We start from the raw sequence: 14,266 nt of genomic DNA, 5'->3' as shown, positions 1-14,266 counted from the left end.
AATAATATAACTTTATACCTGATTCTTAAGAACTATTTTATAAAATAAAACCTAGGAAATGATGGTATTTCCTAGGCAAGCGCAGGTTATGACATTTCTCTGCAAAATTCCTTATCCGACTAATCGATTAGTTAGTTTTTTGACATAAAGAGATAAAAAGACGCTTCGGGATAGACTAAATAAGATAAACGCCATCCATACTCCGTGGTTCCCAAAAACAGGTACCAAACATACAATGGCTGCTAAAAACACAAGCAAAGCGATAAAAATAGAATTTCTAACCGATTTCGCGTCCGTTGCACCAGAAAAAATACCTTCTAGTTGTAATCCCCAAAATCCGACAAGTGGAAATAGAAACATCCAAACTAAGAATACATGAGTGGATTCTCTAACCTCATGAATTGTCGAAAATAGTGAAACAATAAAGTCTCCAAACAGGAAGGTCAAAAGGGATAAACAAATGGCTGTTGCAAATCCCCAGGTTGCAGAAAGAGACAAGGCTCGAAAATATAGAGAGCTGTTCCTTCCTCCAAACGCTCTACCCACTAAAATACTTGAAGCATTAGCGAATCCTCCAAAAAGATAGGCCATTACGTAATGGACTTGTAGAAGGATCGCATTTGCTGCTAATGTGAGCTCCCCCATGCTTGCTCCTTTTGAGGTGAAAATTCCAGTCATCGTGACTAAACATAATGTTCGGAGAAAATGGTCGCGATTCACAAGAAACATTTGAACTAAGGTGTCCTTCTTGATTAACGCAGCAATCGAAGGAATAAAGAAACGCCTTTTATTTGTATGATAAATAATGAGCATTCCAATTAAAACCGAAGACACTTCAGCGATTAAAGTAGCAAAGGCGACGCCTGCAACCCCCATATGTAAGCCCAGAACAAAGACAATATCTAGCACAATATTTAATAGGTTCATACCAATTTGCAGGAATAACGACATTTTTACTTTTCCTAAGCCGACTAGCCATCCGATGGTTACATAGCTTAGTAGAATAAACGGTGCACCCCAGATACGAATGAGAAAGTAAGTTTCAGCCAGGGCATTTGTTGATGTATTCCCTCCCATAAGGTGAAGGGATAAATGGATGATTGGCTTTTGAAAAAGGATGAAAATCAAACCCATCAGAATAGCAATTATCATCGGGCGGTAAAGCGCAAGCATAATTCCTTCTTCATTTTTTGCTCCATCAGCTTGTGACGTGAAGCCACTTGTCGTTACACGTAAAAAGCCGAGAAGCCAGTACATCGTATTAAAAATAACGGCAGCAATCGCTACCCCGCCTAACGCCGTGGGGTCTTGTATTCTTCCAACGACGGCCGTATCTACCACTCCAAGTAATGGAGTAGAGACTCCAGATAAAATTAAAGGAAAAGCTAGTATAAAGTATTCGCGATGAGTACATGTATGTGAATAACGGTGCACCATTTGTCTAACGGAAGCTAAGTTCATTCCTACTCCCCTTTCTTACAGCATAGCCGCTTGTAACAACGCTTTTGTATATGAATGTCGTTCAGGAGCATACAGTTCGGATAGTTGAAAATTATCGACCAAGCACCCATTTTTCATCACAAGGATTGTATCACATAAATTGGTGACTGCTCGTATATCGTGAGAAATAAACAAAATCGACATTTGTAAGGTTTTTTGCAATGTTTTTAATAGTTCAATGATATGCACTTGGACGGACACATCTAAGCTGGCAGTTGCTTCATCACAAACTAGTAAGGAAGGTTCAATACTTATGGCCCGTGCAATAAACACTCTTTGTTTTTGCCCGCCACTCAACTCATCGGGATAACGATCGACCATGGTTTTCTCTAGTCCTACAATTTCAAGCAATCTTTCTGCCTTTTCACGATTGGTATACTTTCCTGGCGGGAAATAGGAAGGCGTAAAATCTTTATAATTGTTAAGTGGCTCAAGTAAACTTTTCACTATGGGTAGTTTAGGATTTAAGGCACTACTTGAGTCTTGAAATACCATTTGGATATTTTTCCGGTAAGCACGAACGTCTGATCGTTTTTTAGGAGGGATTTGATGTTCGTTAAATGTGATACAACCATCTTTATACGATTCGAGACCAAGAATGAGTTTCGTGAGTGTACTTTTTCCGCTGCCGCTTTCCCCAACAATTCCAACGATTTCTCCCTTCTCTATTTGGAAGGAAATCCCTTGAAGGGCAGTAATATTGTTTGGATATACTTTGGAGACGTGTTCCACTGTTAGTAGACTCATACGGATTGAACTCCTTGATAAATGTGAGGATGATTTTCTCCTGGTAGTGACAACAAACATGAGCATAATTTTTTTGTATATGGATGTTGGTGTTCACATCGGATTTGTTCTGGTGACCCTTCCTCGACGATCCTCCCGTTTTGCATCACATAGATATAGTCGGTTCGCTTGTAGGCTTGGACGAGATCATGTGTGATAAATAAAACGGCACAGCCTGTTTCTTTTCTAACTTTCTCAATTGCATCTAACACTGCTTCTCCTGTCATAACGTCTAAAGCGGTTGTTATTTCATCACAAATCAGCAATTTTGGTTTTAGAGCTAATGCTAATCCGACCGCAACACGCTGGACTTGCCCTCCACTTAATTGGAAGGGATAGCTATGAAAGATTTGTTTGCTATTCAAATGTAATTCCTCGAGAACATGAAGAGATAATTCCCTCGCCTCTTTGTTACTTATGGAATAGTGTGAACGAATCGCTTCTACCATCTGTTTTCCTACTTTTATAAACGGGGTAAAGCTGCCGCGATAATCTTGGAAAATACTCCCTATCTCACTGCCTAGCAGTTGATGATGATTCCTTTTATCCATGGAAAGAAGGTTCATATCTTGATAGAATACATGACCAGTAACCATCATATTAGGAACCAACAAGCCTTGAATGGTCCTTGCGGTTATACTTTTTCCACTGCCACTTTCACCGATCAGTGCGACCATTTCCCCTTGATTCAATTCTAAGTTGATCTCTTTTAGAAGTATCTGATCATCTTTTGTCTTTATTGATAGGTTTTGTATAAATAAAAGACTTTCCTTCACATTAGGTTCCTCCTTTTTCCCGTCTTAAAATAACCTTTTAATCCATCTCCAAGAAGATTACAACATAGAACAGTTAATAAAATAGCAATGCCTGGATAGAGCATAAGAGATGGATGAACTTGAAAGAAGGATCTTCCTTCATTCAACATGGCTCCCCATTCGGGTAATGGTGCTTGAGCACCTATTCCAATATAGGAAAAAGAAGAAATCAGCAAAATGATTTTTCCTATATCAATGGCAGCCATAACGACAATCTCAGAATATATTTGTGGGATAATATGTAACCGTATGGTATGAAGAGTACTAGAATAAGAAAGCCTTGAGGCAAGAACAAACTCCTTCTGTTTCTCTTCTAACACCAAACCTCGCACAACACGAGCATAGACAATCCATTTTACGAGAACAATCGCAATTACAATATTGGTTAAGCTTGGTCCTAGGATTCCTGCTATCGCGATCGCTAAGATGAAATCAGGAAAAGCGAGAATTCCATCTATGACTCTCATAAAAAAAGCGTCTATCTTCCCGCCGATATAGCCTGATAGCAAACCGATAGGGATACCTATACACATTGCTAGCAAAATGATAAGGAGTCCTAGACCGATTGTTAATCTGGCTCCATAAACAATTCGGGCAAAAATGTCTCTTCCCATATGGTCCGTACCTAGCCAATGATGGGCTGATGAGGAACTTAGCCGGTTAGCCATATTTATATAAAACGGATCTTGTGTACCAATGAAACTTCCCAATAGAAAGATGATGGCTAAAATGGAAGCAAGAACAATCCCAAGTAACATACTGGGGTTTTGCTTGTTTTTCATACCCTTGCCTCCTTACCTTGCTGGACTTGCGGGTTAATGATCATATAAAGTAAATCAACGAGCAAATTGGTTAGTACGATTAATAAGCCGATCACAATAATAAAGCCTTGAATTAGTGGATAATCACGTTGAGTAACAGCTTGAACAATCAATTCCCCCATTCCTGGCCAAGAAAAAAGAATTTCAATCACAGATAAACCACCAAGTAAACTTCCGAGACTAAGACCGAACATCGTGACAAGGGGAATGAGACTTCCTCTAAATGCATGGAAGAATAGGATTCTACTTCTACTAATTCCCCTTGCTTTTGCTGCCTCAATATAAGGGCTTTGCAGAATGGTAATAAGCCGTTCTCTTAGCAGGGTAATATACATCGGTGCCATCGCTATTCCAAGAGTGATTGAAGGCAATACAAAATGGGCAAATGTCCCTCTCCCCATCATTGGTAACCATTGCAGTTTTAAAGAAAAGAAATACATAAGAAGTAAACCTAACCAAAAACTTGGGATGGAAGCACCAACAAGCGCAAACCAGCGGCCTATGTAATCGGGCCAACGGTTTTCATATAAAGCACTGATCACACCTAATGGAATGGAAATAAGGAAAAGAACCGATAATCCTCCCATTGCTAAAGCAAGAGTAGCTGGTAATCGCTCTAGTATCAGCTCAGAGACTGGTTTCTTTGAGATTAAAGATTCACCCAAGTCGAATTGGGCTACATTGATGATCCAGTCACCGTATTGCTTTAGAATTGGTTCATCAAATCCATATTCCTTTTTCAGCTGCTCTTCTTTCTCTGTCGTTACTGAAACATCATCTACCTTCAGGATGGACCGTATCGGATCTCCGGGAGTGATTTTCATTAACAGGAAAGTGAAAAAGGATAAAACAAATAACATGATAAAAAGCTGAGACAGCCTTGAACCAATCATCTTCCCTACTCTTTTCAAAAATAATCACCTTCCTCATAAGAAAAGTGAAAGTGCCAAAGGACACTTTCACCCCTTTTTATTCAACTTCTATTTTATTTGTTAAAATATAGTATTCTTCTGAACCTGGTACCCAGTTTTTTACACGACTGCTGACACCTACAATAATATGAGGATGTACAACAAACGAATGAAGAACATGTTCTTGGATTAACTGAACGGCTTCTTTTTCTAAATCCACGCGCTCCTCTATGTTACTCGTAGTATTTAGTTGTAAAATAGTGTCCGTTAGTTCCGGTACGTTAATCTGTCCAGGGTTTAATGATCCATCTGGAACATAGGCAGAATTCAAGAAAAAACCACCATCACCACGAGGAGCAGTTAAATTGGAATACGTCGCAATATCCCAGTCTTCTTGCTTTTCCCATAAAAATGTATCAATATTTTCAACCGTAACAATATTGATCTTTATGCCAACATTAGCTGCTTCTGCTTGTAAATATTGAGCAATTAACGGTAATTCAGGTCTTCCTTGATACGTAGCAACGGTTAACTCAAGTGACTTTCCGTCCTTTTCGAGTGTCCCACTTGCATTTTTTACATAGCCTGCTTCCTTCAATAGTTCCTCTGCCTTCACGGGGTTAGACTTTACCACTTCTGTATCAGACGAAAAAGCAAACATGGGGTTAAAAGGACCAGTAGCTTCTGTTGCATGGCCATACATAATTTCATTCACAACGGTCGTACGGTCTAACAGTAAATCTAACGCTTTTCTGACGTTTTCTTCCTGTAATTGAGGATTGGTGGAATTGTATACAAGGAAATGGGCACGCAAGCTCATAATCGATTCAATATGAAGGTCCTTTCTATCTTCAATGGGCTTTAGTGTTTCGGGAGGCAAGTGATAGACGATATCAGCCTCTCCTGATTGAAGAGCTAACGCACGAACATTACCGTCCGAATTAAATGTGACCGTTGCTTCGTCGACTTTTGCTTTACCATCCCAATACTGCTCATAGCTTACTAATTTCATTTCAGATTCTGGTGTAAATCTTTGTACTTGAAAAGGACCAGTACCTATGGGTTTCTCACCGATATTATCGGATTCGACTTTGATGACAGAAGCATTCGTATGAATTAATTCTGATAGAAATGCTGGATATTCTTCGGTGGTTTGAAACGTAATATCTTGGCCAGTAGCGGTGATGGTTGCGATTTTTAAGTTAGAGTTCATTGCTTCATTCACTTCTATTAATCTTTCAAATGATCGCTTTACTGCTTCAGCATCTAGTGACGTTCCATCATGGAAAGTAACCCCTTCTCGAATATGAAACTTCCATGTAGTTGAATCTACTTGTTCCCAAGTGTCGGCTAACCAGGGCTGAATTTCTAGGTTTTCATCTATCTTCACTAACGTTTCTGCGATCCCTGCCCGAACGCCCATCCAATCCTGATGCGGATCCAAGGTTTTTGATGCAAAGCTAAATAACAGTTTGACAGATTTCTTGTTTTCGCTTTCTTGAGAAGAAGTCGAACTGCTACTGCAAGCTGATGAGAAAACAATTACGAAAATAAGGAGTATGTAGGAGATATATGACTTTTTCAATAAGACCCATCCTTTGTACATTTTTTATAAACAGAAATCATTACGATTTAAATGTTATAAATATTGGTAAATCGAAATCATTTCAGTTTACATTACTAAACTATAATGTGTTGAATTCGTCGTGTCAATAATAAATCGTAATTTTTACGATTTAAATATAAAAAAACAGACCAACTATCATCAGTTGGTCCTTTTACTTATGATTTATTTAAACACGTCTGCTTCGCTTAAGTATCCATCTTTAATTACGGTATCACGCACGTTTTCTTTTGTGATGGCAATTGGATCTAAGAAGACTGCTGGTACATCGGTTTTTCCATTGTTAATTTGGTTCTCTGTCTTTACTTCTTCCCCCTTTGCTACCATCATCGCCATTTCAGCTGATTTAGTCGCTAATAGGTTAATTGGTTTATACACAGTCATTGTTTGTAAGCCTTGAACGACACGGCGAACACCTTCCAGCTCGGCGTCCTGACCAGATACTGGAACGGTGCCAGCTAAACCAACGGCAGTTAATGATTCGATTACTCCACCAGCGGTTCCATCGTTGGCGGCAATAACTGCGTTAATAGCATTTCCATTTTTACTCAGGGCGTTTTTCATATTTTCCCTTGCAATGTCTGGGTTCCAATCATCTGTATACTGATCATGAACGAGCTTCACAGTTCCGTTATCGATCAGAGGCTGTAATACCTTCATGGCTCCTTGGCGGAAAAGAATCGCATTGTTGTCAGATTCTGCTCCACCGATATAAGCGAAATTTCCTGATGGAGCTTTCTTTATTATTTCAGTAGCTTGAATTTCTCCGACTTTTTCATTATCAAAGGAAATATAATAATCAACATCGGCATTTTTTATCAGACGGTCATAGGAAACCACCTTTACACCTGCTTCATGGGCAATTTCTACAATTTCAGCTGAAATCACTGCATCGTGAGGAACGACAACTAATACGTCTACTCCCTCTTCAATTAATAATTTGGCTTGTTTTATTTGCACTTCATCCAAACCGTTAGCTGCCAGTGTTTTTACTTGTCCACCCAGCTTTTTAATTTCTTCTTCAAACAGTGCTTTATCTTTATACCATCTTTCGTCTTTTAACGTATCTAGTAAGAAACCAACATACGGTTTTGATTCATCGGTAATTAATTTTGAGTCGTTATTGCTTGACGCTTTCTCCCTTGAGGAACAACCTGCTGTAATAATCATAATGATTATTAAAAATAAACTTGTGAGTGACATCTTTGTAATATTCTTCATATCCTTCCTCCTTCCTAGTAAGCCATTATAGTTCGAATTTTTTGATCAAGTTGTTCATTCTTTCTACCATGCTTGTAAGCATTTTTGCACTTACAGAAATATTATCGAGTGATTGGTTTTGCTGAAGCACAGCAGCTGAAATCTCTTCCGAACCAGCTGCAGTTTCCTCTGATACGGCAGCAATATGCTCGATATTTTCACTCATCGATTGACTTGATTGCTGAACTTTATTAAAACTCTCTGAAATGTTTTTTATGCTAATCGACATATGTTCTACTTTTTCTTTAATGTCGGCAAATTGTTGACCAGTTAGCTCAATTTGTACGGTTCCTTTATTCACCTCACCGTACCCTTCGTTCAGATTATCTGCAATTTTTGATGTTTCTTCTTTAATGCTGAATACAATGGATGCGATCCCTTCTACAGAACGGGAAACCTCTTCGGCTAATTTTCTTACTTCTGTTGCTACAACAGCAAAGCTTTTTCCTGCTTCTCCAGCTCTAGCTGCTTCAATGGATGCATTCAAAGCAAGCAAATTGGTTTGATCCGCAATCGATTTGATCACATGGACAATCTCTGTGATCGATTGAGTTTTGCTTTCTAAATTCTTTACTTGATGAACGGATTCACTTACTACATGGTTGATTTTTTTCATTTGTAGTAATGATTCTTTCATTTGATTGTCTCCACGAACGGCTACATCTAACACTTGACCGGAGAATTCTACTAATCTTTCACCTTGTGAGTTAGACTGAACGATTTCTTCATTGAATTCCTTCGTTTTTGATGCAATATTGGCTGCATTATCCGCTTGTGTACTTGCACCCTTAGCCATTTCTTCAATCGTGATAGAAACTTGTTCACTTCCTAGTTTTACTTCTTCAGATGACTCAAACAATGTGACACTTTGCTTGTCCACTTCAGCTGATAGGGTTGAGATTTCAGAAATCATTGCTCTTAAGCTTGCTGCCATCTCGTTAATAGAGTGTGAGAGCTGTCCAATTTCATCTGTCCCACGGTAGGTTAATTCCTTATTGATGAGTCTTCCACTAGCAATCTCATTACTTTGAACGACGATTTCTTCCAAATTTCTTTTGATTCTACGGCTTAGGGTGAAAATCATGATAAATGAAAGAACGATCGATCCGATTGACGATATGATAAGAATCAGATAAAGTCTCTCTAGTTGACTTTGTGCGGCTGATAAATCAGCTTCACTAATTTTTGTTGCGGAATCTTTTAACTCATAACCTAATTTAATGGTTTCGTTTTTCAGTTCTCGTGCTTCACTTTCTAATGTCGCAAACTCTTCTGTATTAATTTGTTGTACTTTTGGTACGATCGTACTAAAGAAATACTCGTCGAGTTTATGATTGTTCTCAATGAGCTGATTAAACGTTTCCAATTGATTGGTAGTTAGATTTTGCTTTATTCTTTTAGCAATGCTAACAAACTCTTGACTATGGTCCAAATACACATTCAACTTTGTTTCATCAGACAATAGAATGTACTCTGGAACTAGTAAATACTTTTCATGGTAAAGAGTTACCAAATTTCCAGCATCTACTGCTACTTGGTTTCTAGTCACAGTATCTTCCATTTTTTCACTCGTGTCTTTAATAAAAATTCCTGTTACTACTACAGAAATTAAAAATGCAATGGTCATAAAAGAGAAGATTACCATGTACTTTCCACCAATTTTGATGTTTGACCATTTTACCCTTCTTAACATACTACTCCCCCTAACTCAGTGATTGTTCCTAACAATCGACAAAATTCATCATTCTTTTTATCGGCATTGAAATGTAGTTTGTTAAGTTTTCTTACAAATAATTTATTATATAAGAATAAAGAACTATAAAAGCCTGTTTCCATCATTTTGATAGAAACAGGCTTATATTTTTCAATATCCTTTATCAAAATCCACTGAATTCGATAAAGGTTGGTTTAATTCTATAGCGTTTAAGGTTTGAGCAAAGCATGTGATCGCTTCTTTCAGTTCGGTGACGGCAGAGATATGTGGAGTAATGGTTACGTCATTTCTTAACCAAAGAGTTGATTCTTCTGGTAGTGGTTCAATTTCAACTACATCTAGGATCGCCGTATGTATATTCCCTGAATCGAGCGCAGTGATCAGAGCTTTTTCATCAACTGTTGCTCCTCTGCCTACGTTAATAAAACCAACTGACTTCATTTGAGAAAAAAGTTTTTTATTGAATAATTGTTTTGTGTGATGAGTCAGCGGAAGTGTACTGATGATCCAGTTGGATTTTCCAATTATGGAAGAAACGGAGTATATCGGAACAACGTGATGAAAATACTCCTTTTGTTTCCCACTTTCGGAGACGCCAATAACGGTGGAACCAAAATGGGCAAATGTCTTTGCTACTTCTTGGCCAATAGACCCAGTTCCAAAAATAACGATCGTAACATCTTTCAGCAACTTTGGTGTTCTCTGAATCCACTTTTTATGTTGCTGTTGTTCCTGAAATTGCTCATGATATTGTAGGTTCTTTAATAGATAACTTAAACAGTACTCACTTATTCGCTCTCCGAAGGAACAAATGGTACGGGTAAGAAGAACATCATTCTCTTTCCACCCCTCTATGTCTAGAAAATTGTTCACACCGGCATTAAAGGAATGAACCCATTTTACTTTCGATAAATCAAATTTTGCGCATGGCTTAAAACCGACGTAGGCATCTGCCCAATTTAAGTCACGTGTGGTGATCACCTCCACAGGTAGAAAACGAAATTCCTTTCGTTTCATGTTTGGAAAATAGGTCTCAAATTCCTTCTGATACTCCCCTGCTATAAGAATGTTATGTATGTTCATACAAACCTCCGTTTCTATTTGTTTGTATTTTACTATAGCTTGATGAATAGAAATAGCTCTTTGACATTTCCTATGCTTCTTTTTCATACAGTGTAAAAACGGGGTGATTACTATGAAGAGATGGTTAAAAATTGTAATACTCGTCTATTTATCCCTTTTATTTTTCGGAAGTTTTATCGCTGTAGGAATGTTATGGACGGGAAGTATTGAACAATGGATGCCAGAGGTTTCTAAAATAGAAATCTTTTTATATTATTTCTTTGCAGGTGCAATCGGGGGTTCACTTCGTCATCTATATATGTTTTGCTCTCATTATATGAAGGGTGAATTAACGGATTATCGAAAGTGGATCATGTATATTTTTTATCCTATATTTGCTACAGGTACGGCCGTTGTGGCAGTTACCCTCATTCAAAGTGGGATCTTATTGATTCAGTTTATTGAGTATGAAGATACACCATATGCGCAAATCAGCATTGCGTTTTTTGTTGGTTTTGGTTTTAATCGGTTTTTAAATAAACTAAATGCTGTATCCACTAAGTTGTTTCAACCGGAACAAGAGACGGATAAATCATCCGGTTAAGGCTCATGGAACTTTCCCATGAGTCTTTTGAAATTCCCTTCGTTATCTTACCAATTTTTGCTTATAATATGGGAAACACCTAAATTATGATGAAGGGAATTTGGTAGATGAAAAAATGGGCATTTGTATCCGATTTCGATGGTACGATTTCGAAAAAAGACTTTTACTGGATGGTGATTGATAAATACTTTTTAGAAGGGAAAGATCTCTTTACTGACTGGAAGGCTGGGAAAATCAAAGATATTGATTTCCTCGCTACAGTTTTTCAAGCAATTCACCAAGAAGAAGAACATATTATTGCAGATATACATACGATTCCAATTGACGAGTATGTTCCTTCTTTTATCAAGCATGTTCAAGAAAATGGTGGAGATTTTTACATACTAAGTGCAGGTACGGATTATTACATTCATCATATTCTCAAGAAATACGACATAAAAGATGTGACGGTGTTTTCAAACGAAGGATTTTTTCACGAAAAAAATATTCATATGAAAATTGATCGTAACGATTGGAAATACTCTGAGCGATATGGGATTGATAAATCAAAGGTAATTCAAAAATTAAAGGAAGAATATGAGCTAGTGTATTTTGCTGGTGACAGTGAGCCTGACTCGCACCCTGCAGTGTTTGCTGACCTCACTTTTGCCAAGGATGCACTACAAGAGATGCTAGAGGAAAAAGGTGTTCCTTACAAAGCTGTGGAGGAGTTCACAGAAATTGAAGAATATTTAATTAATAAAGGGCTGATTTCACGATAATGCGTCAAGGTACAAATATTTCGATTCCTTCTTTATTAGAGATTAATAGTGGGATTATACATCAATTAGAATCCTACTTAGTCAAGCATGGCTTTCGTGATGCAATAATCTTTTTTGATGAATTTACGAATGAGGCTTTTGCTGAAACCATTGGGTCCTCCTTTACCAGGCTCTCTCTTGATACAAAGGTATTGAAATCTGGATTGGATATCAATGATTTGATTCAAGTATCCTTTTCGCTAAAGAACTATGATGTAGTTCTAGCTATGGGTGGTGGTGCTCTAGTCGATTATGGAAAATATATTGCGTTTGTTAGGAAGTTTCCGTTTATTAGCATTCCTACATCTGCGTCAAATGATGGATTTGCAAGCTCCAACTGTTCGATTGTGGTAAATAGCAAAAAGACGACGGTTCCAGCGCAAATCCCTTATGGAATCGTTGTGGATCTTGATATCATACAGACTGCCCCGAACAAAATGATTCTCGCAGGAATCGGTGACTTACTATCAAATATCACCGCCCTATATGATTGGGATTTTGAAGAGAATCATGGGGTTGGTTATGTTAATGCATTTGCGGCGATGCTAAGTAAAAAAGCGGTGAATAGTTTTATCCGAACACCTATGAACGATATTAAGAATCCAATATTCTTAAAAGAATTGGTAAGTTCGATGACGATGGGTGGAATTTCGACTGACATTAGTGGAAATAGTGCTCCGATTAGCGGTTCTGAGCATCTGATCTCACATGCATTAGATAAAATATCAGTTACACCACAAATGCATGGTGTTCAAGTAGGGGTTGCAACGTATATCGTAGCGAAAGTTCAGAATCATAGATACGAACGTGTGAGAAAGGTGTTTGAACGTACGGGATTTTTTGATTATGTACAATCATTATCACTACATAAAGAAGATTATCGACAAGCGATTGATTTGGCACCTTCCATGAAGCCAAATCGGTATACATTTTTACACGAAGAAAAGTATCGTGAAAAAGCCAAACAGTTGCTTGATGAAGATGAAATTTTGCAGGGATTATTTAAACAATAAAGAGGATGCTTTTCCAGCGCCCACTTTATTGTTGTTCTCTTTTATAAATGATATAGTCCGTGCTAACGGGTTCTTCGTCATTTTGCCGAAGAAGGAGATTGATTTGCCCTCGATGATACTGCCCGTGTAGAGCTACATGGACAAGGATATCTCTTATCGAGTTATGAAACTCCTCTCCCGTGCTATTTTTATAAATAACTATTTGCTCGATTCCTTGTTCTGTTACTCTCGATAAATAAGTCCGATAATCATAAAAGTTCTTGTGAAGAAGTTCATCACAACTTTTCAATGAGAGGTCTGTCCAAATAGGGAGATGAGCACTGCTCTTCCCCACCAGCCTTGTGATCCATACTCGTTCAGCTAATAAAGTGTGAGCGAATAATTTTTCTACTTGTTTATTGGGTTCACTAAGTGAAAGTAATGTGTTGTTGATACGTACATTTGCCCAATGTAAATGATCAAACATACTTTGAATGGATTCCATTCTTCCTCCTCCTCCTAAAAGTGCCCCGCCCTATTCGTAGTGAAAATAGGGCGGGAGCAACTTTACTCTTCTTGTATCGCCTTCCAAAATTCTTTTGCCACGGCCTGATATCCTTCTATACTTAAGTGGATGTCGTTAGGGTTAGGCACATATGCTGTTTCATATTTTTTAATCACTTTTGCGGTAGGCACAAACTCATCTCCGTTGGCAGAAGCTACTTTTTCAATGGTCTGATTCAGCGCATCTAATAATGGAAGTAAAGCAGCCTGCTCTTGCTTTGGTAAATGAGGGAATGGATTGTAGTAGCCCATAACATAGACCTTTATTCCGGGATTGATCTTATCGATTTCACTTAAAATAAGGTATAAGTTTTGGGCAATGGTGTTTAGGACAGCTGGTGCTGTGGAAGGATTTTGCTGTATCGTTTTTATATTGGCTAACAAATCATTCGCTCCAATATCAATGGTAATAAGTTCAGCGTTTTTAGTGGATTCCCTTAGTGGACCGTATTTGGAATTGGTAGGATTGAGAAGCTCACTTACGATATTGGTAGTCCTGTATCCAGGGACACCATAGTTATTTAAAGTGATTTCGTACTGTGATTGCTCATAACGATCAACTAGAAAATCTGCGTACCCTTTATCGAGTTCACGATAAGGTGTTGCCCCAGCGGCTAATGAATCACCTAGCGCCACATAGTCGACTTGTTTACTGTCTTTCGCAAGCGTTGTCATTGGTAAGGTTGCTAATAGTGACCCAATTACCAAAGAACGTAAAATTATCTTCTTCATTTTCATAACCCACTCCCCCTTATCCTTATTCTTTATAATAATTCGTGATTAAGAACAAAATTCCTATTCGCACGATAAATA

Annotated in this window: 14 protein-coding genes; 3 read left to right on the top strand and 11 right to left on the bottom strand. The window is 38.0% G+C overall.

The features are described 5' to 3' along the window. Window positions 1-111 precede the first annotated feature (111 nt). The 9 genes from ACVBAX_RS09715 to ACVBAX_RS09675 form a co-directional block, all read right to left on the bottom strand. Window positions 112-1,461 carry an MATE family efflux transporter gene (locus tag ACVBAX_RS09715; RefSeq protein WP_447116845.1) on the bottom strand — a complete coding sequence of 450 codons (1,350 nt, stop codon included), beginning with the start codon at window positions 1,459-1,461 and terminating at the stop codon, window positions 112-114. A gap of 15 nt (window positions 1,462-1,476) precedes the next feature. Next, window positions 1,477-2,247 carry an ABC transporter ATP-binding protein gene (locus ACVBAX_RS09710; protein ID WP_447116844.1) on the bottom strand — a complete coding sequence of 257 codons (771 nt, stop codon included), beginning with the start codon at window positions 2,245-2,247 and terminating at the stop codon, window positions 1,477-1,479. After that, on the bottom strand, window positions 2,244-3,062 hold the full coding sequence (locus tag ACVBAX_RS09705; RefSeq protein WP_447116843.1) for an ATP-binding cassette domain-containing protein: 819 nt from the start codon (window positions 3,060-3,062) through the stop codon (window positions 2,244-2,246). Before ACVBAX_RS09705 ends, ACVBAX_RS09710 begins: the two co-directional genes overlap by 4 nt. Further along, on the bottom strand, window positions 3,059-3,883 hold the full coding sequence (nikC, locus tag ACVBAX_RS09700) for a nickel transporter permease (RefSeq protein ID WP_447116842.1): 825 nt from the start codon (window positions 3,881-3,883) through the stop codon (window positions 3,059-3,061). Before nikC ends, ACVBAX_RS09705 begins: the two co-directional genes overlap by 4 nt. Then, entirely contained in the window at window positions 3,880-4,815 is a 936-nt protein-coding gene (gene nikB, locus ACVBAX_RS09695) for a nickel ABC transporter permease (RefSeq protein ID WP_447116960.1), read from the bottom strand. Before nikB ends, nikC begins: the two co-directional genes overlap by 4 nt. A gap of 76 nt (window positions 4,816-4,891) precedes the next feature. Continuing rightward, complete coding sequence (nikA, locus tag ACVBAX_RS09690; protein WP_447116841.1) at window positions 4,892-6,418, bottom strand: nickel ABC transporter substrate-binding protein; 1,527 nt, start codon at window positions 6,416-6,418, stop codon at window positions 4,892-4,894. Window positions 6,419-6,622: 204 nt separating this feature from the next. Next, window positions 6,623-7,678, bottom strand: a complete 1,056-nt coding sequence (locus tag ACVBAX_RS09685; protein ID WP_447116840.1) for a sugar ABC transporter substrate-binding protein — start codon at window positions 7,676-7,678, stop codon at window positions 6,623-6,625. 25 nt (window positions 7,679-7,703) lie between these two features. Beyond that, the gene (locus ACVBAX_RS09680; RefSeq protein WP_447116839.1) at window positions 7,704-9,410 is read right to left on the bottom strand and encodes a methyl-accepting chemotaxis protein; all 1,707 of its coding nucleotides are present in this window, start codon (window positions 9,408-9,410) and stop codon (window positions 7,704-7,706) included. A gap of 171 nt (window positions 9,411-9,581) precedes the next feature. After that, entirely contained in the window at window positions 9,582-10,514 is a 933-nt protein-coding gene (locus ACVBAX_RS09675) for a D-2-hydroxyacid dehydrogenase (protein WP_447116838.1), read from the bottom strand. 112 nt (window positions 10,515-10,626) lie between these two features. Here ACVBAX_RS09675 and ACVBAX_RS09670 point away from each other — a divergent pair, with 112 nt between their 5' ends. From ACVBAX_RS09670 to ACVBAX_RS09660, 3 genes are all read left to right on the top strand, one after another. Continuing rightward, window positions 10,627-11,097 carry a hypothetical protein gene (locus ACVBAX_RS09670; protein WP_430774225.1) on the top strand — a complete coding sequence of 157 codons (471 nt, stop codon included), beginning with the start codon at window positions 10,627-10,629 and terminating at the stop codon, window positions 11,095-11,097. 107 nt (window positions 11,098-11,204) lie between these two features. Further along, window positions 11,205-11,858 (top strand): MtnX-like HAD-IB family phosphatase, encoded by a 654-nt coding sequence (locus ACVBAX_RS09665; RefSeq protein ID WP_447116837.1) that lies wholly within the window; start codon window positions 11,205-11,207, stop codon window positions 11,856-11,858. Then, the gene (locus ACVBAX_RS09660) at window positions 11,858-12,910 is read left to right on the top strand and encodes an iron-containing alcohol dehydrogenase family protein (RefSeq protein WP_447116835.1); all 1,053 of its coding nucleotides are present in this window, start codon (window positions 11,858-11,860) and stop codon (window positions 12,908-12,910) included. Before ACVBAX_RS09665 ends, ACVBAX_RS09660 begins: the two co-directional genes overlap by 1 nt. Before the next feature lie 25 nt (window positions 12,911-12,935). Here the strand turns inward: ACVBAX_RS09660 and ACVBAX_RS09655 are convergent, their stop codons facing one another. After that, complete coding sequence (locus ACVBAX_RS09655; protein ID WP_447116834.1) at window positions 12,936-13,394, bottom strand: DinB family protein; 459 nt, start codon at window positions 13,392-13,394, stop codon at window positions 12,936-12,938. A gap of 62 nt (window positions 13,395-13,456) precedes the next feature. After that, window positions 13,457-14,191 (bottom strand): SGNH/GDSL hydrolase family protein, encoded by a 735-nt coding sequence (locus tag ACVBAX_RS09650; protein WP_447116833.1) that lies wholly within the window; start codon window positions 14,189-14,191, stop codon window positions 13,457-13,459. Window positions 14,192-14,266: the final 75 nt, after the last annotated feature.

The sequence above is a fragment of the Robertmurraya sp. GLU-23 genome, from assembly GCF_052983275.1.
This window is presented reverse-complemented; position numbering and strand designations above follow the sequence as displayed.

Bases quoted from the DNA above. Each gene is read 5' to 3' on its own strand.
- ACVBAX_RS09715 (WP_447116845.1), bottom strand. From the start codon at position 1,461: ATGAACTTAGCTTCCGTTAGACAAATGGTGCACCGTTATTCACATACA.
- ACVBAX_RS09710 (WP_447116844.1), bottom strand. From the start codon at position 2,247: ATGAGTCTACTAACAGTGGAACACGTCTCCAAAGTATATCCAAACAAT.
- nikC (WP_447116842.1), bottom strand. From the start codon at position 3,883: ATGAAAAACAAGCAAAACCCCAGTATGTTACTTGGGATTGTTCTTGCT.
- nikB (WP_447116960.1), bottom strand. From the start codon at position 4,815: ATGATTGGTTCAAGGCTGTCTCAGCTTTTTATCATGTTATTTGTTTTA.
- ACVBAX_RS09685 (WP_447116840.1), bottom strand. From the start codon at position 7,678: ATGAAGAATATTACAAAGATGTCACTCACAAGTTTATTTTTAATAATC.
- ACVBAX_RS09680 (WP_447116839.1), bottom strand. From the start codon at position 9,410: ATGTTAAGAAGGGTAAAATGGTCAAACATCAAAATTGGTGGAAAGTAC.
- ACVBAX_RS09675 (WP_447116838.1), bottom strand. From the start codon at position 10,514: ATGAACATACATAACATTCTTATAGCAGGGGAGTATCAGAAGGAATTT.
- ACVBAX_RS09670 (WP_430774225.1), top strand. From the start codon at position 10,627: ATGAAGAGATGGTTAAAAATTGTAATACTCGTCTATTTATCCCTTTTA.
- ACVBAX_RS09665 (WP_447116837.1), top strand. From the start codon at position 11,205: ATGAAAAAATGGGCATTTGTATCCGATTTCGATGGTACGATTTCGAAA.
- ACVBAX_RS09660 (WP_447116835.1), top strand. From the start codon at position 11,858: ATGCGTCAAGGTACAAATATTTCGATTCCTTCTTTATTAGAGATTAAT.
- ACVBAX_RS09655 (WP_447116834.1), bottom strand. From the start codon at position 13,394: ATGGAATCCATTCAAAGTATGTTTGATCATTTACATTGGGCAAATGTA.
- ACVBAX_RS09650 (WP_447116833.1), bottom strand. From the start codon at position 14,191: ATGAAAATGAAGAAGATAATTTTACGTTCTTTGGTAATTGGGTCACTA.